A 22,079-nucleotide genomic window follows, 5' to 3' on the forward strand; every position below is an offset into this window, starting at 1 on the left:
ATGAGGATGCTTCTTTTGATTTGATGCCAAGGCTTAACAGCGATGCTGCCGAGCCTTGGCATTTTTGTTGAAAAGCCTTGGCAGTGATGCTGCAGGGGCGTTGCAGGGAGTTAAGAGTGATGAGTTAGGAGTGAGAATTTATTGAGTTAGGAGTGAGAAGTGAATAGTTTGGAGTGATAGGAGTATTCTGTTTTAAGAGAATGTGTGGCTCTCCGGCTATGGCATTCTCTTTTTTTTATTACCTTTGCAGCACTATGCAAATGAACATTCTAAACGACATTGAACTTGCACAATTACAGCAGGCTATTGGAGAATCGAATCATATAGTGGTGTGTTGTCATAAAGGACCGGACGGAGATGCCATCGGTTCGTCGCTGGCATGGACCGAGTATCTGCGTCAAGCAGGCAAAGAAGCTACGTTGGTTATACCCGATGCCTTCCCCGATTTCCTGAAATGGCTGCCCGGTGTGGAGCGTATTGTGCGCCATGATCGCCATCCAAAGAGTGTGGAAAAGTTGTTCGGACAGGCCGACTTGGTCTTCTGTCTCGACTTCAATGTGCCGGGTAGGGTGGAAGATATGGAACAAGTGCTCACGGCATCACCTGCCAAGAAGATTATGATAGACCATCATTTGAATCCTGATATGGACACAGTTTTGACGGTATCTCATCCGGAAATGAGCAGTACTTCGGAGATGATATTCCGCATTATATGGCAATTGGGAGCCTTCGATATGATGACCAAGAAGATAGCTGTGCCTATCTATTGTGGCATGATGACCGACACGGGTGGGTTTACGTATAATTCTTCGCGTCCGGAAATTTACTTTATCATTGGTCAACTTTTGACCAAAGGATTTGATAAGGATAAGATTTATCGGCAAGTATTCAACAACTATAGTTCTTGGGCCATTCGTTTCCGAGGCTATTTGATGAGTCAAAAGCTAAATGTCTTTGAAGATTTGCATGCTTCTTATTTTGCCGTTACTAAGCAAGATATGGAAGACTACCATTTCATCAAGGGCGATTTGGAAGGCTTGGTGAACGAACCTTTACGTATCAAGGGGCTGAAACTCTCTATTTCTCTGCGTGAAGACGACCGTCACGAGAACACTGTTTTGGTGAGTACACGTTCGGTCGACGACTTCCCTTGTAACCTTTTGGCTGCTGAATTCTTCAATGGTGGCGGCCATATGAATGCTGCAGGTGGAAAACTACATTGCTCTATGGCCGAAGCAGAGCAGATAGCACGTCGCGCCATAGCCCATTATGAGAGTTTTTTAAAAGGTTAAAAGTTTTATAAAACATGTAAGGTCAATCATAAATAGTAATCTTTTTTGTACCTTTGTGCGATAACATACAACACAATGAAGAAATTTACATTCCTCTTTCTCGCCTTGATAGGTGTCATTATCTTTGCTTCTTGTCGCGATCATGAGACGTATGCAGATAAGAAGAAGAAAGAACGTACAGCTATATCTCAGTATCTTGCGAAGGAAAAAGTCAATGTTATTAATGAATCGGAGTTCTTTAAAGATACAACTACCGATGTCAGTAAGAACGAATTTGTGCTACTTGAAAGCTCCGGAATCTATTTGCAGATAGTCAGGAGGGGAGCAGGTAAGCCTATTAAGAAAGGTGAGACTGCTAATGTGTTGTGTCGTTTTACAGAGACAAACTTGATGACCGACTCTGTCATCTTGAGTAATAATGTAGCTTATTATTCGATGATTTCGGATAAAATGACGGTTTGGAATACCAGTGGAACATACACCGGTGTGTTTGATAGTCGCAATAGTGTGATGTTTACTGCTTATAAAAGCACTTCAGTTCCGACTGGTTGGATGTCGGTGTTCCCCTATATTAAGTTGGGACGCCAAACTAAAGAGAATGAAGAAATAGCCAAAGTAAAGATTATTGTTCCTAGTGATCGAGGTACATTGGCGGCTTCTCGTGCGGTCTATCCCAGTCTCTTTGAGTTGACATTCCAACGAGATATCTAATAAAAACAACATAGTTAAAACCTTAATCCATGACATTAATAAAATCTATTTCAGGTATCCGTGGAACGATTGGTGGTTCTACGGGCGACACACTGAATCCACTTGACATCGTCAAGTTCACTTCAGCTTATGCAACTTTCATTCGTCGTAGCAAGCAGTCTAGCAGCAATACGATTGTGGTTGGGCGCGATGCACGTATCTCTGGTGAGATGGTTAAGAACGTAGTATGCGGTACTTTGATGGGTATTGGCTACGATGTGCTTGACATTGGATTGGCAACGACTCCAACAACCGAACTCGCTGTCCGTATGAGTGGTGCTGCTGGTGGCCTTATTTTGACTGCCAGTCATAACCCACGTCATTGGAATGCATTGAAATTGTTGAATCATGAAGGTGAATTCTTGACCAAAGACGATGGTAATGAAGTGTTAGCTTTGGCTGAGAAAGAAGACTTTGAGTATGCTGATGTAGACCACTTAGGTAAGTATACAGCCGATTCTACATTTGATAAGCGACACATAGAGTCGGTGCTGGCATTGAAATTGGTTGATGTAGAAGCCATTAAGAATGCTCATTTCAAGGTAGCTGTCGACACAGTTAACAGTGTTGGTGGTGTTATCCTGCCTCATTTGTTTGAAGCATTAGGCGTGGAATACACTTTATTGAATGGTGAACCAAATGGCGATTTTGCTCATAATCCGGAACCATTGGAGAAGAATTTGGGGGGTATCATGACCGAAGTAGCCAAGGGCGGATACGATTTGGGCGTTGTGGTTGACCCCGATGTAGACCGTTTGGTGTTCATTTGTGAGGATGGAAAGATGTATGGCGAGGAATATACACTTGTTTCTGTGGCTGATTATGTGCTCGAGCATACACCCGGTAACACCGTAAGTAATTTGAGTTCTACGCGTGCTTTGCGTGATGTTACGGAGAAATATGGTTGTCAGTATGCTGCCGCTGCTGTTGGAGAGGTAAATGTTACAACCAAGATGAAGGCTGTGAACGCTGTTATTGGTGGCGAAGGCAACGGTGGAGTTATCTATCCTGAAAGCCATTATGGTCGTGATGCACTTGTAGGTATTGCCCTCTTCTTGTCTTTATTGGCTCATAAGGGCTGCAAGGTGAGCGAACTTCGTGCTAGCTATCCTAACTATTTCATCGCTAAGAATCGCATTGATTTGACTCCATCTACCGATGTTGATGCTATCTTGGAGAAGGTGAAGGAGATGTTTAAAGACGAACAAGTGACCGATATTGATGGTGTCAAGATTGATTTCCCCGATAAGTGGGTTCACTTACGTAAGAGTAATACCGAGCCAATTATCCGTGTTTACAGTGAAGCTGCAACAATGGAAGAGGCCGATGCCATTGGTAAGAAACTGATGCAGGTGGTTTATGATATGCAATAAAAATGGAATTACCAAATGAGGTAAATCTGTTTGGCGAGCCAAATGAGGCTCCATATCATACCAATAATCATCAAGATTAATACAACGAGGGTTAGAACAGAAAGGGCAGCCTTTCTGTTCACTTCGTTTATAACGGTTTTATCATCGTTGATAAAGCCATCTAGAAGTTGCATATTCTTGCTGTTGGCGCGATGAAAGAAGTCTATTACGTTGCCAACATAGAAAGGAATCAAGCCCAATAGCACATCGCGCAGCGTGTTGTTGAGTATTGCAAGCGTGAGTGGAATGGACCGTAGCTTGAACAAACTGAAGTAGATATGGACGAGAGAAAATAGGGCTGCGACCGTATCTCCGATTCCGCCGGGTACGAAACCAATCACCGCGTCTAGATAATATTGGTCTAGATACTGCGTTATTTGTTTCATACGGCCATACAATGCTGTCTTTTTGAGGTTCTCTTTTCTAATTTGATTGGTCATTGGTAGAGACGATTCCTTCTTCTTTGATAAGCTCTTGATAGGTTTCATCAAGGGTGTTCAACATCACGTTCATGTTGGTTTCGCTACCACAAGCAGTGAGGAATAGCTCGTTTAAATTGGCTTCTCCGGGTTTAAGTTGGCTGTCATTGATGAGTAAATGGATGTTGATAATCAGCAAACGGAGGATAGTTGGCTGATGGAGTGAGGCTTTCTTGGTTTTTGAAAGTTTGATGCCTGTAGTGTAGGATTTAAGGATTGTGCGCACCATCAAGTTGATAGCAAGTGGCTCGTTGGCTACAGACAGTTGGTTGCCATGCGTATATTGCTTCAGGTATTCGGCTACATCATAGAACTTTCCACGCAGTAAGTAGTCGAAATTTTGCTTGTATTCAGTGACCATAGCATCGTACAACTTCTGTGTTTTACATGCAAAACGCAGGTAATCTTGCATTGTTGGCTTTTTCGTTTCAAACTCTTTGGTGAGTCGTTGTTGTGCATCTGCTACGTCACGGTAGTTCAATCGGATGAACATGGTGAACATTATCATGAAGAAAGCGTCTGCAATCTGGTCGTAATGTTCCAGCATTGCTTGCTTGATGTTACGCGGGTTGTATTTCTTGTCGGTGTCGTCGGTAGGGTAGAGACTATCCATGATGCCCATGGTAAAGGCTTCGAAGAATGCCCTTATCAATGCGGTTGTGGCCTGATAACTGTTTACGTGTTTGCTATTCATCGTCTTGTTGTTTGGTATCCAAAGTTAATTCATTTCCTTCATAATCGCAAGTAGCGGCCTTGATATTTCTCATGAGTCCGGCATATTTGGCTCTCTTGACAGCACTCCCTTTGAAAAGTTTGCGGTAATCTTCCTCGCTTAGATTTATCCAATCGCCCCGTTTCATACGCAAAAGTTCTTCTTTGGGCTGCAATTCGGGTGTATCGTTGGGATGAGCGAAGCGATTCCATGGGCATACTTGTTGACAACGGTCGCATCCATAGATGGTTTCTCCCATCTTACATGCATATTTCTGTGGTATATCATTGCGATTTTCAATGGTCTGATAACTCAGACAAGCAAGTGCATTGAGTTCCTTTCCTTCTTGTAGAGCGCCTGTCGGACAGTTGTCTATACACCGATGGCAGTTTCCACATCGGTTCTTTGCTGGTTCATCGTATTCCAACTCAATGTCTAAAAACAACTCTCCAAGGAAGAACATGCTGCCTGCATGGGGAATAATCAATTGATGATTCTTGCCTATCCAGCCCAATCCTGCTTGCGCAGCCCAGTATCGTTCGAGCACAGGAGCGCTGTCGCAAAACACACGATAGTTTTCTACTCCTATCTTATCTGCCAACTCTCTGAGTTTATTTTTCACGATATCGTGGTAGTCTTGCCCCAATGCGTAAGCGGCAAAACGAAGTTCTCCGTCCTCAAAATCATGTGCCGGAGCATAGTTTAATGCCACACATACGATGCTCTTGAGTCCATCCATGAGCAGTCGAGGGTCGAGTCGCCTGTCGGTATAGTTATTCATATAAGCCATACCGGCATAATATTCTGCATCCAACCAGCGTCTGACGTGACATGCTGTAGCCTCGTCTACTCTGTCGGCTTGCGCAATGCCACAAGCAAAGAAGCCGAGGTTTTTAGCCTCGGCTTTTATTATTTCGCTTAATTCTTGCTTATTCGAAGATTTTAAACTCATATCCTTGCTCTTGCAACCATTCCAAAGCTCTCGGCAAAGCATACTTTAATTTATCGATACTTTTAAGAGAGTCGTGGAAAGTAATGATGGAACCGTTACGCGCATAACGCTTTACGTTGTTCAAAACATCCTCGCCTGACAGCCATTTAGAGTAGTCGCGAGTGACTAAGTCCCACATGATAATCTTGTAACCACGCTTCAACCACCAGTATTCACTGGGTCTTAACCAACCGTGGGGAGGCCTGAATAGATGGGCATGTATCAATTCATTGGCCTTATGCGTGTTGATAGCGTAAGTGAATGTCCAATGTTTGAAAGCTCCGATGTGATTGAATGTGTGGTTTCCAACCTGATGTCCGTCCTCTAATATTTGGTTGTAGAGATCGTGATGGCGCAACACATTCTCGCCAACCATGAAGAAAGTGGCTTTCGCATTGTACTTCTTCAGGGTCTCAAGAATGAAAGGTGTTGATTCGGGAATGGGTCCATCGTCGAACGTCAGATACACTGAATGATCGTTAGGATCCATTCTCCAAATAGCACCGGGATATAACCAGCGCAGCCATTTAGCAGGTTGTTCAATTAGCATGCGCCTTTAATCCCTGTTTGGTAAGATTCCACCTTTTGCTCGATAACGTGCAAATACGGTGTTAAACATATTGTTCCACTTGCCAGCCAGCTTCTTATCAACCATAGGAGCGTCGTCTGCAATTTGTCGCATAATAGTCATCTCGCGGAGGCATTCGCTCATTGATTGTGCAAATCGATCGGCATTGAGGCTCAAGTACCACTCCATGAGTTGCTTAGAATGCTTCCATACGTCATTCATAATGGTCATGGATTGCTGCTTTTTGCCCAAAAGAGCATATGCACGAGCCAAATCCAAAGCCCCTATGGCATACAGATAAGACCCGTTATATGATGCACTGTAGGGTACATTATAGCTTGGAATCTCTTTGTCAACCTTCTCTAATACCTTTAAAGCCTTCTGCTTTTGTCCTTCGGCAATGAGTCGATTGGCCAGTTCGGCATATAGATTTCGATGTGTATAACACATGCGTATGACCGTTTCATCGAGATAAAGTCCGGGTTTGGAGAGGCCTCCGAACTTGTAACGATTCATCAAGTTGTTGTACACTTTCTCCGTATCGTAGCGCTTAGCACCGGGTTTATTGGTGGTGAAAGGAGTAATACGATTGGCCAATCCTTCTTGTACGAAGTTGTCACCAAGGTTCATATAGTTGTCTTCACCTACTGTCAGAGCCACGTAAATAGGACGTTTCCAGTCGCATTGTGCTATCATTTCGAGCATCATCAGGTCGCCCTTGTAGAGCGCATCCTTGTTAGCTAGAGAGATAACCATGCGATCAGGGATGGTATCACTGGCCATTAACATACCGCTTTTACGCACAGCGTCTTTATCAACCGTTACATATACGGTATCGGTAGGGATGAAATGCATATCAGCATCCTTTGAGCGTACCCAGTATTTCAGAATGTTCTTTAATTCAAACGGGTTGTCGCCAAATTGCTTCTTGGCTGCTTCTGGATTGGTCTTATAGAACTCCAAAATCTGTTTTTTTGCTTCGGGCTGAATCGATACATACTCATTGGTACCTGAACAGTAGTCGAGTCGAGGCCATGTGATAGGCACAGAAGGGGAGTCGTAAGCCGGACGCCTCATCTGATCGATATACCAATCGGTCTGTAGATAGCTGAGATTGCAGACGCGTGCATCTGTGCGAACACCCTCTACATCCTGATTATACCATAGCGGGAAGGTGTCGTTATCTCCATTGGTAAAGATAATGGGGTTGCCTTTATCTTGCAATGTCATCAGATAATTCTGTCCGAAGTCGCGGCAAGTGTATCTTCCACTGCGGTCATGGTCGTCCCATGTCTGGCTTGCCATTTGTATTGGAACGAGCAATGCCAGCAATGATACGCCGGCAGCTACGACAGTTCCACTTACATGCAGGTACTTCTTGATGAGGTCATAGATTGCTGCGACACCGATACCACACCAAATTGCAAATGCATAGAACGAACCGGCGTAGGCGTAATCGCGCTCACGTGGCTGCATAGGTGTTTGGTTCAGATAGATAACGATAGCTAAACCAGTCATGAAGAACAAGAAGAATACCACCCAGAACTGGCGTATTCCACGTTGTCCACGCCATGCTTGCCAGAACAATCCGAGCAATCCGAGCAACAAAGGCAGGCAATAGAACACATTGTGTCCCTTGTTATTCTTTAAGTCATCGGGCAGTTTGCTCTGGTCGCCCAGTCGTGCATTGTCCACGAAAGGAATACCGGTAATCCAGTTACCATGCTCCAATTCTCCGTTACCTTGTATATCATTCTGTCTTCCGGCAAAGTTCCACATAAAGTAACGCCAATACATGAAGTTGCATTGGTAGGAGAGGAAGAAGCGGATATTCTCCAGTTGTGAAGGCATTTTCACCGTCATGGCTTCCCCACAACGATCATATGCCACGTCGTAACCGTCTACACCGCCCATCCAGTCTTCGTAGGCTTGGGCGTGGGGAGCATCATACATGCGTGGGAACAACATGTTCTGTGCATATTGGTACTTGTTTTTATGGCTTACGATGAAGTAAGAATCCTTCTCGTTTTTGTTGGCTTTTTCCTTGCGACTATAGATAGGTGCACCCTGTTTGGTAACAGGTCGGCACATATTGCCGTCTGTTTTCAATGCCACCTGCGATGTGTAGGCCTGTCCATAAACCAATGGGCGGTCGCCATACTGGTCGCGACTCAGGTAATTTCCGAGCGTGAAGATGTCTTCAGGAGAGTTCTGATCCATCGGTGGATTGGCCGATGAGCGGATGACAACAAGCGCGTAGCTGGAGTAACCAATCATCAGCATGAGCATACAGAGTAAGGTTGTATTCTTTATACGAGCCGAGACGTAGCTCACCTTTGCTTTTCCCTCTGTCTTTTTGAGGTTGAGGGCAAACCACAATACTGCCAATACGATGATACCAACTGCGGCTGCGCCCACACCATTACCAAAGAAAGGAATACCCAACATGGCAACAGAAAGCATGAAAGCCAGATTTTGTCGTTTCTCACTTTGATCGGTATAGCTCTCGTAAATAGCCCAAATGACGGTAGCTACCAAGAGAATGATGTAGACAATCTCACCTGTATTGAATGGGCATCCGAGTACGTTGACGAACAACAATTCAAACCATCCACCCACGGTAATGATTCCCGGAACGACACCATAAAGAACGGCTGCCACAATGACAAACGCTCCTAAGAGTGCGAACAGTGAACCTTTAAGTTCGATATTGGGGAACTTGCGGTAGCAGTAAACCAGTACAATAGCCGGAATACACAGCAAATTGAGCAGGTGTACACCAATGCTTAAGCCGGTCATATAGGCTATGAGCACGAGCCAACGGTCACTATGAGGTTCGTCGGCGTGGTCTTCCCACTTCAATATGAGCCAGAATACAATGGCTGTGAAGGCCGATGAATAGGCATAAACCTCACCCTCTACGGCTGAGAACCAGAATGTATCGCTGAATGTATAAATCAATGCACCGACCAAACCTGCACCTTCAATGATGATCAATTTGGCTGTTGTGAGCTCGTCCCAGTCCTTCATGATGAGCTTACGGGTTAAGTGTGTGACGGTCCAAAAGAGGAACATGATGGTCGTAGCACTCAATAATGCGCTCATTGTATTCACCATTCGAGCTACTTGTGAAGGCTCGTTGACAAACTGACTAAACAAGTTTGCGGTGAGCATGAAGAATGGTGCTCCGGGTGGGTGTCCGATTTCGAGTTTAAATGCAGTAGTGATAAACTCTGGACAGTCCCAGAAACTGGCTGTCGGTTCAATTGTTGAACAATATACGAATGCCGCAATAAAGAATGCAACCCATCCAAGTATATTGTCCACTAATTTGTACTGTCTCATAAATTTGTTTGTGAATAATGATTGCAAAGATAGATTAAATCAAGCATATTGCAAAATATTGCTTGCGTTTTTAAACATTATTGTATGGCTATTTAGGCTCTCTTATGGCGTAACTCATTAACTAATGAACTTATAAACTCACAAACTTATTTTGTTGCAGAGTCTAGGCAGTATTGCTGCAGGGGCTTGTCAAAAATGCTGAAGAGGCTAGGCAGGAAAGTTGCCGAGGCTTTGCAGTCATTTCGTTGACAAGTTAACGAGTAGACAAGTTGACGAGGTCTGGAGTTAAGAGTGGGGATTTAGGAGTGAGGAATGGTGAGTTTTTATAGACCACTTCTATGGTCTGATAGATAGAAAATGCTGTTCTATTTTGGTTATGGGTATGTCGGTGTGTTCATGATAATGCAGTGTGCGATTGACACAAGCTACGTGTTTCACGTTCTCAATGATTTCGGCGATGTCGTGACTTACCACAATGACAGCGCAATCGTCATTGATGCGGTGCAGCATCTCGTACATCTGTTTTTGGAAACGTTTGTCGATGTAGGTATTGGGTTCGTCTAATACCACGACTTCGGGATTGGAAACAATGGCTCTCGCCAATAATACACGTTGTAATTGGCCACCGCTGAGCTGTCCAATGTGTCGTTTTTCGAGTCCTTCGAGCTCCAGCCTTTCAATGGCGTGACGTACCTGTTGGTGTTGTTCTTTGGTGTAGGGATGTAGAAAACGTTTCTGTCTGCTGAGTCCGGAGAGTACCACTTCGTATACGGAAATAGGAAATTTGCGGTCTATTTTGTTATATTGTGGCAGATAACCCATGGAAAGTTCATTTACAACTTTGCCTTCGCGTCGGTAGATAATTTCTCCTGTTTGTGGCTTCATCAGGCCGAGTATGACGCGCATGAGCGTAGTTTTGCCACCCCCGTTAGGCCCTATGATGCCTAGATAGTCGTGGTCGTAGACTTTCAACGACACGTCTTCCAATGCCATGACAGCTCCGTAGGTGGCTGAGATATGGTTGAGTTCGATGATTGGTTGTGCCATGTCTTACTTCAAAAGTTTTGCAATATGAACCATCTCTTGATCCCAATGGTAGCCTAGTGGATTGATGATAGATTGCTTTGCAGCTACTCCAGCTGCAACAACGTTCAAATTTCGATTGGCTATCTCTTTTTGTACGAAGATGACTTTTACCTGTTTTTGCTTGGCTAATCGAATGACTTGTTGCAGTTGTGCAGCACTTGGCTCGTGTCCCTCTTCCTCAACAGGTATTTGAGTAAGCCCATAGTCGCGGGCAAAATAGGTGAGAATGGGATGATAGATGAGAAAAGCGTTGGCCTTTTCCTGAGTGATATGCTCTCTCACCTCGTTGTCTACCATGCTGATATGGTCTAGTAGATTTTCCAAATTCTGCTTGAAATAGAGGCTGTCTCGCGAATCTATCTCTTTTAACTTGTTGAAAATGTTGATGGCAATGATGCGGGCATTGGTTGCACTCATCCATGTATGGGGGTCGTCGAAGCCATTAAGGGTCTTCACAGGGGCTATACCGTCTGATGTATCTACCATGATGGTGTGCGGAGCGTTGGCTATGAGTTTCTTCATCCATGTGCGCTCAAATCCGATATTGCCTATTTTTAAAAACAAATCGCTCTTCGAGAGCTCCATCATTTGCTTAGGCGTGGGCTCGTAGGTTTCGGGATTGCCACCTTTGGGTACCATGGTGATGACTTTGAACTTATCGCCTGCTATCTGTTCTGTGAAATAACGAAGGGGCTCTATGGACACCATGATGGTGCGTTGATTGTCTACTTTGCCACCCGTACACGAAGTCAGTGAGGCCACTGACAGGATAAGGATGACGTATCTTAGAAACTTTCCCATACTCATACTAATAGTTGAAATAAAAAAATTGGCTCTCATGAGCCCTAATGCAATGGTGATGGCACTTCCAAGGAAAGGTATGAAACCGAAGAATCCCATCCAAGCGCCTCGTCCACCCATGAATTTCGTGGCACGATTAAGGTTTTCTGGACTTACATGTAGATATTTCTCTATCCAGTCGAGACGCCCTAAGCGCCCTACACTGTAGTTGAAGAGTCCGCCCATCACGTTGCCGATGGTAGCAGAAAATACTAAAGGCCAAGGTTTCAAACCGGCAGCCAACAGTCCTAGCATAACGGCTTCGCTGCTGAATGGTAAGAAACTACCGGCCAAAAAGGCAGCCAACAGCATGCCCCAATTGCCCCAATTGATTAGAAACTCAGTGATGGAACCCATAGATTGATGGCTGTTAGAGTGAGTGCTATGACCAACATCATACAGAAAGCAATGTTGGTTATCCGCGTACGAGTGAGTGCTAAGAAGTGCCCAATGAGTGGTGCTGTGGTGATAATGCTGATGCGTAGTAGCTCAGAATAGTGTTGAGGCTGTAGAAAAATGAAAATAAACGCGGCTGCATCTATCACGACAAAGACTTCATAAAACATGCGGGTTCTAATCTTATCGTTGTAGCTATGACGGAAAAAGTGGATAGTTCCGGTCATGGCAAGAATGATTAAGAAACCGCAAGTGAGTAGTTGGTTGAATGGAAGTTGCTGGATTTGTCCTATAGGTTGGAATAGGGCTAGTTGCTGGAAATGCAAAATCAATTCCGTAGGGTTATCCATCCATACATCATAACCAGCTAGGAACCAATAGGGGACTGACAGTCCGAGCAGACTGGCACATAGGGTTTTCACGCTTCCGGCAAGGATGTTGGTGTAGAGTATCACCCAAAGAATGGGTACAAAATAGAGTATTTGAACAAAGAAGATACTGGCAATGCCCCACATCGCAAAGGCATAGAACACCCAGCCGGTGGCTCTATTATCTTGGTATCCTCTAAAGAAAAACAGGAAGAAAGCGATGATGCATAACTGTAAAAGGCTTCCTTCTAAGGATGGAAGCAAGAAAGCTGCCATCGTACATAGCACGAGGAAGGAGCAGGAAACCATACGACTATAAATACGGATAAGTGCATATGCATTGTTAAGTTGTACCATCATGAATGAGGCTAATGCCAAACAAGCCGTTTGAATCCACAATTGATGCTCCATCAATGCATAGGCACACACTCCCAAAGCATAGATGCTGGTCAATGGGAGCGCGTATCTACTGGTTGCAATTTTTCTCTGTAAACTCTTGTTTACCAATCTGCTATACCTTCCTTGTTATGTTTTTAGTGAATAATAGTTATTGAATTACAAGTCTTGACCGATGTCAGTTCTAAAGTATTTATCCTTGAATATAATCTTTTGAGCACCTCGGAAACTCTTTTGGAGAGCTTCTTCTTTGTCCTTTCCATAGCTGCTAACGGCAATAACACGGCCACCATTGGTGACAACCTCGCCTTCTTTAAGAGCTGTGCCGGCATGGAAGACGATGGAATCTTCTACATCTTTGATGCCTGAAATGGGATAACCTTTGACATATTGCTGTGGATAACCACCGCTAACAAGCATGACACAGACGGCCGAACGGTCATCGAATTCAATCGAACGTTGGTCTAGATTGTCCTCGGCAACGCCCTCGAACAGTTCGACAATATCGCTCTTGAGCCGCAGCATGACGCTTTCGGTCTCTGGATCACCCATACGACAGTTGTATTCTATAACCATTGGCTCGCCATCAACATTAATTAAGCCAAAGAAGATAAATCCTTTGTAGTCGATACCTTCGGTAGCCAATCCCTCAACAGTGGGGCGGATGATGCGATCTTCGACTTTTTGCATCCACTCTTTAGTGGCAAATGGAACCGGCGAAACGCTTCCCATACCACCGGTATTCAACCCCGTGTCGTGCTCACCAATGCGTTTGTAGTCTTTGGCTTCGGGCAAAATCTTGTAATTTTTACCATCCGTCAGTACGAATACAGAACATTCGATACCACTGAGAAATTCCTCTATAACCACGGAAGCACTGGCATCGCCGAACATTCCACCCAACATGTCGCGGAGTTCTTGCTTGGCTTCATCGAGTGTAGGGAGTATCAAGACGCCTTTTCCGGCACATAATCCATCGGCTTTGAGCACGTATGGTGCTTTCAATGTCTCAAGAAACTTCACTCCTTCTTCAATATTTGTACCGTTGAAAGTGCGATATTGAGCCGTAGGTATGTTGTGTCGCATCATGAAACCCTTTGCAAAATCCTTGCTACCTTCAAGTACCGCTCCTGCTTTAGAGGGACCGATAACTGGGATATGAGCCGTTCTTACATCCTGTTTCAGGTTGTCGTAGATTCCTTTTACCAATGGATCTTCCGGTCCAACGACTATCATGTGGATATTATTCTGCAAAGCGAAGTCTTTGATAGCGTCGAAATCGTCGGCTTTGAGATTCACATTGGTGCCGCAGTTGGCCGTTCCGGCATTGCCCGGAGCTATATATAATTGGTCTACTTTGTTGCTTTGTGCAATCTTCCAAGCCAAGGCGTGCTCACGACCTCCGCTTCCTAGTAATAATATATTCATCGTTGTTGTTGGATTTAAAGGGTTATGTAGATTCTTACACCAATATGCTTGTTATTTATTTACGGGCAGATAGTCAAAGAAGTATTGGCTGATACGCTTGTGTAAGTGGGTACTTTGATGCCCACGCATGTTGTGTGGCTCGCCCGGATACATGAAGAAATCAGGCTGAGTACCATCTAATATGCACTGATGGATAAATGCTTTGGCATGTTGTGGCACCACTACGGGGTCGTTCTCGCCAATGATTATCTGCAATTTTCCTTTGAGATTCTTGGCTTGTTTGATTAAGCTCGTCTTGCCATATCCCTCCGGATTGTTCTGTGGAGTGTCCATATAGCGTTCGCCATACATCACTTCGTACCACTTCCAATCGATAACCGGACCACCGGCAACGCCCACTTTGAACACGTCGGGATAGTTGGTCATGAGCGAGGTGGTCATAAATCCGCCGAAACTCCAGCCATGTACGCCTATCTTATCGGCATCCACATAGGGCAATGTCTTCAAGTATGCGATGCCTTGCATTTGGTCTTTCATCTCTTCTTGGCCAAGTTGGCGGAATGTAGCCTGCTCGAAAGCCTTGCCACGATTCTCACTTCCGCGGTTATCAAGAATGAAAAGAAGGTATCCACTCTGCGCCATGAAAGTCTCCCAACCACGACTTGCATAGTGCCAACGGGCATCTACGTTGTGTGCATGAGGCCCTCCGTAAACGTAAATGATAGTCGGATATTTTTTCGTTGGGTCGAAATTGGTAGGTTTCACCATACGATAATAAAGGTCGGTGGTACCATCTGCGGCTTTCAAAGAGCCGCAACTGTATTCCGGAACATCGTAATCTTTCCATGGATTGACCGCAGTGAAGTAGCGGATGTGCTTTCCATTCTCCGTATTCATGATGTCGATGTTGCGTGGAACAGTCGGTTCGGAATAGTTATCAAGAATGTATTGTCCGCTAGTGCTGATTTTTGCGGTGTGCCAACCGGCACCATTGTCCATCAAAGCACGCTTTCCTGTCTCAATATCTACAAGCCATGTGTTCTTTTGAATGGACTTACACTCATTGCTAGAGATGATAATCGCGCGGCGTTTGGTATTGAATCCGAGCACATCCATGACCACCCAATTGCCTTGGGTAATTTGTTTGAGTTGCGTACCATCGCTACTGAACAAGTATAGGTGGTTGTAACCGTCTTTTTGGCTCTGCATGATGAACTTAGAATGATCCCATGGTAAAAAGACGATAGGGTGTTGAGGCTCTACATACTTGCTATCTGTCTCGCGATAAAGTTCGGCAATCTTATCACCTGTAGTGGCGTTGTAGCTCACCAATCGACAATCGTTTTGGTCTCTATTGAGCTCAAACATGTAGATAATCTTGGAATCTGGACTCCATGAAATGTTCGTGAAATAGCGGTCGGTAGGGTCACCTGCTTTCAAATAAACAGTATGGCCGCTCTGCAAATCGTATACTCCGACGGTCACTTTGTGCGATGTCTCGCCAGCCATAGGATATTTTAGCGGAGCAGGGGTAGCCATGCGCGATTGCCCATCTTGGGGCTTCCAGTCGTTTTCGGGGATGTCAACGAGGGGAAACGAAGCCACCATGCTCTGATCCATACGATAGAATGCCAACTTATTACCATCGTTGCTCCAGTATGTTCCCTTTGATATGCCGAATTCATCGCGGTGTACACTCTGTCCATAAACGATGTCATTACTGCCATCGGTGGTTAGTTGTACGGTGCGATTTCCTTGCTTTACGTAGAGCTGAGAGTCTTTCACATAAGCTACGGCCTTACTGATGGCATTCCAATCTGCATGCTCTTGTCCAGTCAAAGACTGTGACCAAACAACCGATTTCTTCCGAAAATCATAGAGAAGACGGCTTTTCATGTTGGTCAATAGAACTATCGTCTTACCGCTATAGGGGAACTCTGCATAGTATAAACTATGTACTTTGCCCAAGCTATCGGCCACATGCTTGTTCACATCTGATAGATTAAAGAGTATCTTCTCTTTACCATTCTTCGCATCAATAGTCTTGCATGCGTCGGCATCAAGTCGCACCAATTGGTCTCCCCACCATGTTGTGTAACGGTTTTGGGGCACCATATTATAATAATTGTTACCTCCGAAGTTGAGATCTTCAAGGGTAAAGTGCTTTAATTGCGCCTGACTCATGGTCGTGGTTGCTATGAATAGAATGGTAAGTAAACTCTTAATCTTCATCATTATCAAATCTTTTACGTCTTTTATCAAATCCTGTGCGACGGTCACCTTTACCGAATCCACCTTTAAAATCTTTCTTTCCGAACGAGCCTTTGCGGTCGTTGGTGAAGCGTTTACGTGGACGTGAGTCGTCATCATCAGCCCGGCGAGGTTCCCGACGTTCCAATGAATGGAATTTAAAGGAGCGAATATCGGCTGCTTCATTCTCTTCTTCTTCGTCCAATCGTTTCTTGAATTCGCGGTTTTTCTTAAAGCGATGCTTCTCTGCCATTTCTGCTTTTTCTTTCTCAGTCTTCACGATACCGCCCTCAGAACGGAATTCTTTCATTCTACCATCGAACATAGCATACTTGCGGAACTCGCATTCCAGACTTCCATTGTATACAGGTATCTTGATAGAAGGCTTGAGGCCAATTTGGTCGAAACACTCTTCACGATAGCTTAATACCCATGCTTCGTTGCCTGTAAACTGATGCTTGAGTCGTTCACCAATCATTTTATAAGTGCCTAATAGATTAGGTGTGGAGATACGCTCGCCGTATGGAGGATTCATCACCATGATAGCAGGGGTCTCTGGCTTTGTGAAATTCTTGAAATCTTGCTGTTCTATCGTTACGTCTTTGGTAAGTCCGGCAGCTCTAACATTCAGTCTTGCTGTGTTTACGGCCTTCATATCAATGTCGTAACCATAAATATGGTGTGTGAACTCGCGCTCTTGTGAGTCGTCATTGTATATCTCATCGAACATTTCTTGGTCGAAGTCGGGCCATTTCTCGAACGCATATTCTTTGCGGAATACACCCGGACTGATGTTTCTAGCAATTAAAGCGGCTTCCACAACGATGGTACCTGAACCGCACATTGGGTCTATAAAGTCGGTATCGCCTTTCCATCCAGTCATCAATATCATACCCGCTGCAAGTACTTCGTTAAGCGGTGCCTCTACCGACTCTTGTCGATAACCGCGGCGATGAAGACTTTCTCCACTGGAATCGAGCGACAGTGTGGCTTTATCTTCGGCTACATGAATATTCAATCTGATGTCCGGATTGCTTACACTGATATTGGGTCGCTTGCCGGTTTTCTCACGAAACTGGTCTACAATGGCATCTTTCACCTTGTAAGTCACGAAACGTGAGTTTCTAAACTCTTCTGAATAAACCACCGAATCAACCGAGAAAGTCTTACCTTCTTCTATATATTTGCTCCAGTCTATCTTCTTTACTTCCTCGTACATATCGTCAGCCGACTTCGCTTTGAAGTGTGCGATAGGTTTCAATATACGAATAGCTGTGTGCAATTGGAAGTTCGCACGATACATCATTCGCTTGTCGCCGGTAAACGAAACCATGCGTCTACCAATCTGTACATTGTTTGCTCCCAGTTGGGTTAGCTCTTGTGCCAAGACTGTTTCCAATCCCATAAAGGTCTTGGCAATGAGTTCAAATTCCATTGTTTAATTTGCTATGTTTAATTTTTCTTATATTTCTTCGTCTGCGGTTCCATGTCCTCGGTCACCCATACATTTGCTCCGATGATGCAACTGTCGCCGATTGTGATGCGACCTAATACGGTAGCGTTGGCATAAACTATTACGTTGTCTTCCAAGATGGGGTGGCGTGGGATGCCTTTGATGGGGTTTCCGTTCTCGTCGAGTGGGAAACTCTTGGCTCCTAACGTCACACCTTGATAGAGTTTTACGTTATTTCCGATAATACAGGTAGCACCGATAACCACACCCGTACCGTGGTCTATGGTGAAATATTGGCCTATAGTGGCCTCCGGATGGATGTCGATACCGGTCTCGGAGTGTGCCATCTCTGTCATCATACGAGGAATCAAAGGCACGTTTAATTTATATAGTTCGTGAGCCACACGATAGTTTGTCAGCGCTTTTATCACCGGATAACATGATATAATCTCTGCATAACTGTCAGCGGCAGGGTCTCCGTTGAAAGCAGCTATGACGTCTGTGCTCAGTGTTTGTCTGATTTCTGGTAACTTAGCTATGAGCTTCATGGCCAAGTCTTCGGCCGATTGGCGAAGTGAATCCATCACATGTTCATCCTCTTGTTTATCACAATCGGAGAAACATAAGCCCGCCAGAATTTGGTCGGACAATAGTTTATAAAGGCGTTCGACGTTTACACCGATATGAAATTTGATGGTATTGGTATTTACGGAAGATTTTCCGTAATAGCCGGGAAATAGAATTGCACGTGACAAATCGATGATTTCCTCAAGCACCTTGCCTGAGGGAATAGGGTCGCCGTCGCGATGTTGATGGAACAAACCTTTCAATGAGCGTGGTTCAGATAGCTCTTCTACTGTCTGTGCCAACACACGAGTAAGATGTTCATGACTCATTCCGATGTTGATGTATCAATAATTTGGGAACAAAGATAATCATTTTTTGTCTGCATAAGTGTATGAATGTGCTATTTTTTGTATGTGTGAATTATGATTTTTAGCAACTTTTAGACAATGTAATCCTTTGTCCCACCATCACATATTTGTCAGAACTGTCTGTCAGATTCTTATTTTTCTATATCTTTGCAGCATATAATCAACATTTGAAAAGATGAAGATGAATTCCCAACCCCTTTCAACTATCATACCAAATCGAAAGAGAGGACAACAGGATGTATTGCAGTTGGCTACGGAACCTTTAGATAGAATACGCATTGGTTTTGTAGGATTAGGGTATCGTGGACAGTCGGCTGTCAAACGATGGTCGCATATTGATGGAGTGGAAATCGTAGCATTATGCGATGCTAATATCGATTTTGTCAATCAATGTGCTGTTGTCATTGGGAAGGAAAACGTGATTTTATTTTCTGGGCAAGATGGTTATGCCCGGCTATGTGCATTGTCTAGTCTCGATATTGTATATATATGTACCGATTGGCAGAGCCATACCAAGATAGCACTATGTGCTATGGAGCATGGCAAGCATGTGGCCATAGAGGTGCCGGCAGCTTTGTCGCTGACCGATATATGGCAGTTGATAGACAAGGCGGAGCAGACTCGACGGCATTGTATGATGTTGGAGAATTCTGTATACGATTATTTTGAAACTGCTATTCGGCAGTTATATCATCGTGGAATATTCGGTAATGTTGTGCATGTGGAGGGTGGTTACACTCATTTTATGACCGACCAATGGACGACTTGGCGCATAGAATACAACCGAACACATTGTGGTGATGTGTACCCCACGCATGGATTGGGACCACTCTGCCAGTTGCTTGATATTCATCGCACTGATCGCTTCGATTATTTGGTGGCTATGCAGAGCGATGCTTATACCGGTGGAGCAGTGTATCAGCGCCTGATGGATAAACCATGTGAGGAGTTCTCGAATGGCGACGAAACCACTATGCTTATTCGAACATTGTGTGGAAAAACTATTACGCTCAGTCATAATGTGATGAATCCACGCCCTTATAGTCGTGGATATAAAGTTGTCGGCACACAAGGATATGCTTCAAAATATCCTCATCCACAAGTAGTGTTGGCAGAGGGTAGCCTCCAACAGTTGCAATTACCATTGGAGTTTGCTAATCAGGTGTTGAGTAACGATGTGATGGAACCACTGCTTCAAGTGCATTATCCTACTTATTTCGGCGAGCAACAAGCCTTGGCTCACAAGCTAGACCCACGTGGTGGTATGTCGTTTTATATGGATTATCGGTTGGCTTATTGTCTACATCGTGGCTTGCCGCTCGATATGGATGTGTATGATATGGCCGAATGGTGTTGTGTGAGTGAATTGTCGGCTCTCTCCATATCCCATGGGGCGATGCCAGTAAGCGTTCCAGATTTCACAAGAGGGGCTGCACAAGTGTAGTCTTGTTTTTATTTGAAGAAGTGGTGTAAGTCGAATAGCATTACAATCCAATAACTGTTATTTCTTTAGGATAGATAAGTTGGATTTCTGCAGGGGCTTGGCAATATTGCTGCCAAGCCCCTGCAGAAATGCTGAAAGCCCCTTGCAACATTGCTGTTTGTACTCGGCAGTAAAATGGGTGATTGCCATGAAGATTGCATATGAGTTTATCCTATTTTCTTATATCGGCTTGCAACTTTTCTAAGTAAGTCTACGTCAAACATCTAGAATCAAATAAATACACGGATAGAGATGAAGAAATTATTGACATTGGCATTGGTTGCTGTCTTTATTTTAGGTACAGTAGGTTGTCGTTCGTATAGCAATAGCAGCTCGAAAGAGCAGATAGGACGACGCATTCAGGTTCGTCCTTTTGAACAAATAGAAACCCGTCTGTTGGGAAAAGTTGTTTATCAGCAGGCTGATACTTTGGGAGTACGATTGGAAGGGGATAAAGATAGGGTTAATAACGTATTGGTTTCGTACGACGGAAATCGTATTGTCTTGAGTCAAAAGAACAGCGTTAACTTTTTCCCTTTTGGCAATAATCAAGATGGAAAACTTACTATCTATATCTCATCTCCCGATTTGACGGCTGTCGAATTAAAGGGAGCCGGCTCTTTTGAAGTTGATGGCAAACTGGATACTGATACATTATCGTTGATATTGCGGGGTGCTGGAGATATGAATGTGCCTGATATTGTATGCGATTATTTTGCAGCTCAGCTTCATGGAGCAGGCGATATGCGCTTCGGACATGTAGAAACAGTGAGCAGCGATGTGCAGGTACGGGGGGTAGGTGATATTGATATGAACCTACGAAATGCTGCTCGTGCCTATTTTAGTGTACATGGTACGGGCGATATAGATGCCAATTTAGATCGTTGTGGAACGGTAGATTGCGAACTTGCGGGTGTGGGTGACATCACCCTAAAGGGACAAGTCAAGCAGTTGAAGCAATCACTTCGTGGTACAGGAGATATTGATGTGTCTGATTTGCGTGTAGGGAAATAGACTAGAACACAAGTGAAATAGAATGTATGTTATGCACACTTATTAGATTAGGTGTGCATAATGTGTATCGTGAAAAACAAAAATGTGCTAAAAAGTTTTTGCTTTTTAGTGAATATGCTTAACTTTGTCACTGTTTAATATATTGACAGTTTTAATGGATTATGCAATTATTGCAGCCGGCGAAGGTTCTCGTTTGGCCCAAGAGGGGGTGGAAGCGCCGAAGCCTCTAGTTAGAATTCAGGATGAACATTTGATTGATAGACTGATAAGAATCTTTATGGCGAATGATGCAGAGAGGATTTTTGTCATCTGTAATAGCAAAATGTCCGATGTAAGTTTACATTTGGTTAATCTTGAGAGGGATGGTTTGAATGGGCGCCCTATACCTTTGAACTTCTTGGTAAAGTCTACCCCAAGTTCGATGCATAGCTTCTTTGAGTTGAGTAAGCATCTAACTCATGGGCCGTTCGTGCTGACTACAGTAGATACAATCTTCCGTGAGGATGAGTTTTCTGACTATATTCAAGCTTTTAAAAAGACTATCGAAGTGGGAGAAGATGGGCTGATGGGAGTAACAGACTACATTGATGACGAGAAACCGCTGTATGTAGGAACCGATCAAGAGATGAATGTGACAGGATTCTATGATGACTCTGTAGAGGGATGTCGGTATATATCGGGTGGTATATATGGCTTGACGGGGAGCGCAATCAATACACTTGCCGACTGCATGGAGCGAGGAGAAAGTCGTATGCGCAACTTCCAACGCGGACTGGTTAGAGATGGTCGCCGGTTGAAAGCATTTGCCTTTTCGAAGGTAATGGATGTTGATCATGCGTCGGATATAGTAAAAGCAGAGACGTTTTTGTCTAATCAATAAC

The 22,079-nt window shown here is 44.2% G+C and carries 18 protein-coding genes; 6 read left to right on the top strand and 12 right to left on the bottom strand.

Annotated features, from left to right (window positions below; genetic code table 11):
- Positions 1-254: 254 nt before the first annotated feature.
- The 3 genes from HMPREF3034_RS01670 (at position 255) to glmM (ending at position 3,415) form a co-directional block, all read left to right on the top strand.
- Entirely contained in the window at positions 255-1,292 is a 1,038-nt protein-coding gene (locus tag HMPREF3034_RS01670) for a DHH family phosphoesterase (RefSeq protein WP_062432644.1), read from the top strand.
- Positions 1,293-1,367: 75 nt separating this feature from the next.
- Positions 1,368-2,003 carry a DUF4827 domain-containing protein gene (locus tag HMPREF3034_RS01675; protein ID WP_036895862.1) on the top strand — a complete coding sequence of 212 codons (636 nt, stop codon included), beginning with the start codon at positions 1,368-1,370 and terminating at the stop codon, positions 2,001-2,003.
- Between the two features lie 29 nt (positions 2,004-2,032).
- Entirely contained in the window at positions 2,033-3,415 is a 1,383-nt protein-coding gene (gene glmM / locus HMPREF3034_RS01680; RefSeq protein WP_062432646.1) for a phosphoglucosamine mutase, read from the top strand.
- An 8-nt stretch (positions 3,416-3,423) separates the two neighbouring features.
- On the opposite strand, the gene HMPREF3034_RS01685 is transcribed toward glmM, so the two are convergent.
- The 12 genes from HMPREF3034_RS01685 to epsC form a co-directional block, all read right to left on the bottom strand.
- Complete coding sequence (locus tag HMPREF3034_RS01685; RefSeq protein ID WP_062432648.1) at positions 3,424-3,894, bottom strand: DUF4112 domain-containing protein; 471 nt, start codon at positions 3,892-3,894, stop codon at positions 3,424-3,426.
- Complete coding sequence (locus tag HMPREF3034_RS01690; protein ID WP_062432650.1) at positions 3,878-4,627, bottom strand: hypothetical protein; 750 nt, start codon at positions 4,625-4,627, stop codon at positions 3,878-3,880. The genes HMPREF3034_RS01685 and HMPREF3034_RS01690 overlap by 17 nt, the downstream gene beginning before the upstream one ends.
- Positions 4,620-5,597, bottom strand: a complete 978-nt coding sequence (gene queG, locus HMPREF3034_RS01695) for a tRNA epoxyqueuosine(34) reductase QueG (protein WP_062432652.1) — start codon at positions 5,595-5,597, stop codon at positions 4,620-4,622. Before queG ends, HMPREF3034_RS01690 begins: the two co-directional genes overlap by 8 nt.
- On the bottom strand, positions 5,575-6,186 hold the full coding sequence (locus HMPREF3034_RS01700; RefSeq protein ID WP_036895850.1) for a polysaccharide deacetylase family protein: 612 nt from the start codon (positions 6,184-6,186) through the stop codon (positions 5,575-5,577). The genes queG and HMPREF3034_RS01700 overlap by 23 nt, the downstream gene beginning before the upstream one ends.
- A 6-nt stretch (positions 6,187-6,192) precedes the next feature.
- Entirely contained in the window at positions 6,193-9,549 is a 3,357-nt protein-coding gene (locus tag HMPREF3034_RS01705; RefSeq protein ID WP_062432654.1) for a glycosyltransferase family 117 protein, read from the bottom strand.
- A gap of 336 nt (positions 9,550-9,885) precedes the next feature.
- The gene (locus tag HMPREF3034_RS01710) at positions 9,886-10,596 is read right to left on the bottom strand and encodes a metal ABC transporter ATP-binding protein (RefSeq protein WP_036895846.1); all 711 of its coding nucleotides are present in this window, start codon (positions 10,594-10,596) and stop codon (positions 9,886-9,888) included.
- Positions 10,597-10,599: 3 nt separating this feature from the next.
- Positions 10,600-11,832 carry a metal ABC transporter solute-binding protein, Zn/Mn family gene (locus HMPREF3034_RS01715; RefSeq protein WP_036895844.1) on the bottom strand — a complete coding sequence of 411 codons (1,233 nt, stop codon included), beginning with the start codon at positions 11,830-11,832 and terminating at the stop codon, positions 10,600-10,602.
- Positions 11,808-12,746, bottom strand: a complete 939-nt coding sequence (locus HMPREF3034_RS01720; protein ID WP_036895842.1) for a hypothetical protein — start codon at positions 12,744-12,746, stop codon at positions 11,808-11,810. Before HMPREF3034_RS01720 ends, HMPREF3034_RS01715 begins: the two co-directional genes overlap by 25 nt.
- 48 nt (positions 12,747-12,794) lie before the next feature.
- Positions 12,795-14,063: a phosphoribosylamine--glycine ligase gene (gene purD / locus HMPREF3034_RS01725; protein ID WP_036895839.1), complete on the bottom strand. Its 1,269-nt coding sequence runs from the start codon at positions 14,061-14,063 to the stop codon at positions 12,795-12,797.
- A 51-nt stretch (positions 14,064-14,114) separates the two neighbouring features.
- Positions 14,115-16,295, bottom strand: coding sequence for a S9 family peptidase (locus tag HMPREF3034_RS01730; RefSeq protein WP_062432725.1), 2,181 nt, complete (start codon positions 16,293-16,295; stop codon positions 14,115-14,117).
- Positions 16,285-17,748, bottom strand: coding sequence for a THUMP domain-containing class I SAM-dependent RNA methyltransferase (locus tag HMPREF3034_RS01735; protein WP_062432657.1), 1,464 nt, complete (start codon positions 17,746-17,748; stop codon positions 16,285-16,287). The genes HMPREF3034_RS01730 and HMPREF3034_RS01735 overlap by 11 nt, the downstream gene beginning before the upstream one ends.
- Before the next feature lie 17 nt (positions 17,749-17,765).
- Entirely contained in the window at positions 17,766-18,662 is an 897-nt protein-coding gene (epsC, locus tag HMPREF3034_RS01740) for a serine O-acetyltransferase EpsC (protein ID WP_062432659.1), read from the bottom strand.
- A gap of 214 nt (positions 18,663-18,876) precedes the next feature.
- Here epsC and HMPREF3034_RS01745 point away from each other — a divergent pair, with 214 nt between their 5' ends.
- The 3 genes from HMPREF3034_RS01745 to HMPREF3034_RS01755 all read left to right on the top strand — a co-directional run bounded on the left by HMPREF3034_RS01745 (position 18,877) and on the right by HMPREF3034_RS01755 (position 22,078).
- Positions 18,877-20,145 (top strand): Gfo/Idh/MocA family protein, encoded by a 1,269-nt coding sequence (locus tag HMPREF3034_RS01745; RefSeq protein WP_062432661.1) that lies wholly within the window; start codon positions 18,877-18,879, stop codon positions 20,143-20,145.
- A 291-nt stretch (positions 20,146-20,436) separates the two neighbouring features.
- The gene (locus HMPREF3034_RS01750) at positions 20,437-21,198 is read left to right on the top strand and encodes a GIN domain-containing protein (RefSeq protein WP_062432663.1); all 762 of its coding nucleotides are present in this window, start codon (positions 20,437-20,439) and stop codon (positions 21,196-21,198) included.
- A 154-nt stretch (positions 21,199-21,352) separates the two neighbouring features.
- Positions 21,353-22,078, top strand: a complete 726-nt coding sequence (locus HMPREF3034_RS01755; RefSeq protein ID WP_036895830.1) for a sugar phosphate nucleotidyltransferase — start codon at positions 21,353-21,355, stop codon at positions 22,076-22,078.
- The last annotated feature ends 1 nt before the right edge of the window (position 22,079 follow it).

Origin of the sequence: Prevotella sp. DNF00663 (assembly GCF_001553265.1) — a bacterium.
Lineage (GTDB): Bacteria > Bacteroidota > Bacteroidia > Bacteroidales > Bacteroidaceae > Prevotella.

What these genes read in the sequence shown, in the direction of transcription:
- HMPREF3034_RS01675 (WP_036895862.1), top strand. Translation starts at nt 1,368, where the DNA reads ATGAAGAAATTTACATTCCTCTTTCTCGCCTTGATAGGTGTCATTATC.
- HMPREF3034_RS01715 (WP_036895844.1), bottom strand. Translation starts at nt 11,832, where the DNA reads ATGGGTTCCATCACTGAGTTTCTAATCAATTGGGGCAATTGGGGCATG.
- HMPREF3034_RS01750 (WP_062432663.1), top strand. Translation starts at nt 20,437, where the DNA reads ATGAAGAAATTATTGACATTGGCATTGGTTGCTGTCTTTATTTTAGGT.
- HMPREF3034_RS01745 (WP_062432661.1), top strand. Translation starts at nt 18,877, where the DNA reads ATGAAGATGAATTCCCAACCCCTTTCAACTATCATACCAAATCGAAAG.
- HMPREF3034_RS01705 (WP_062432654.1), bottom strand. Translation starts at nt 9,549, where the DNA reads ATGAGACAGTACAAATTAGTGGACAATATACTTGGATGGGTTGCATTC.
- HMPREF3034_RS01690 (WP_062432650.1), bottom strand. Translation starts at nt 4,627, where the DNA reads ATGAATAGCAAACACGTAAACAGTTATCAGGCCACAACCGCATTGATA.
- purD (WP_036895839.1), bottom strand. Translation starts at nt 14,063, where the DNA reads ATGAATATATTATTACTAGGAAGCGGAGGTCGTGAGCACGCCTTGGCT.
- HMPREF3034_RS01710 (WP_036895846.1), bottom strand. Translation starts at nt 10,596, where the DNA reads ATGGCACAACCAATCATCGAACTCAACCATATCTCAGCCACCTACGGA.
- glmM (WP_062432646.1), top strand. Translation starts at nt 2,033, where the DNA reads ATGACATTAATAAAATCTATTTCAGGTATCCGTGGAACGATTGGTGGT.
- HMPREF3034_RS01730 (WP_062432725.1), bottom strand. Translation starts at nt 16,295, where the DNA reads ATGAAGATTAAGAGTTTACTTACCATTCTATTCATAGCAACCACGACC.
- epsC (WP_062432659.1), bottom strand. Translation starts at nt 18,662, where the DNA reads ATGAGTCATGAACATCTTACTCGTGTGTTGGCACAGACAGTAGAAGAG.
- queG (WP_062432652.1), bottom strand. Translation starts at nt 5,597, where the DNA reads ATGAGTTTAAAATCTTCGAATAAGCAAGAATTAAGCGAAATAATAAAA.
- HMPREF3034_RS01735 (WP_062432657.1), bottom strand. Translation starts at nt 17,748, where the DNA reads ATGGAATTTGAACTCATTGCCAAGACCTTTATGGGATTGGAAACAGTC.
- HMPREF3034_RS01700 (WP_036895850.1), bottom strand. Translation starts at nt 6,186, where the DNA reads ATGCTAATTGAACAACCTGCTAAATGGCTGCGCTGGTTATATCCCGGT.
- HMPREF3034_RS01755 (WP_036895830.1), top strand. Translation starts at nt 21,353, where the DNA reads ATGGATTATGCAATTATTGCAGCCGGCGAAGGTTCTCGTTTGGCCCAA.
- HMPREF3034_RS01685 (WP_062432648.1), bottom strand. Translation starts at nt 3,894, where the DNA reads ATGACCAATCAAATTAGAAAAGAGAACCTCAAAAAGACAGCATTGTAT.
- HMPREF3034_RS01670 (WP_062432644.1), top strand. Translation starts at nt 255, where the DNA reads ATGCAAATGAACATTCTAAACGACATTGAACTTGCACAATTACAGCAG.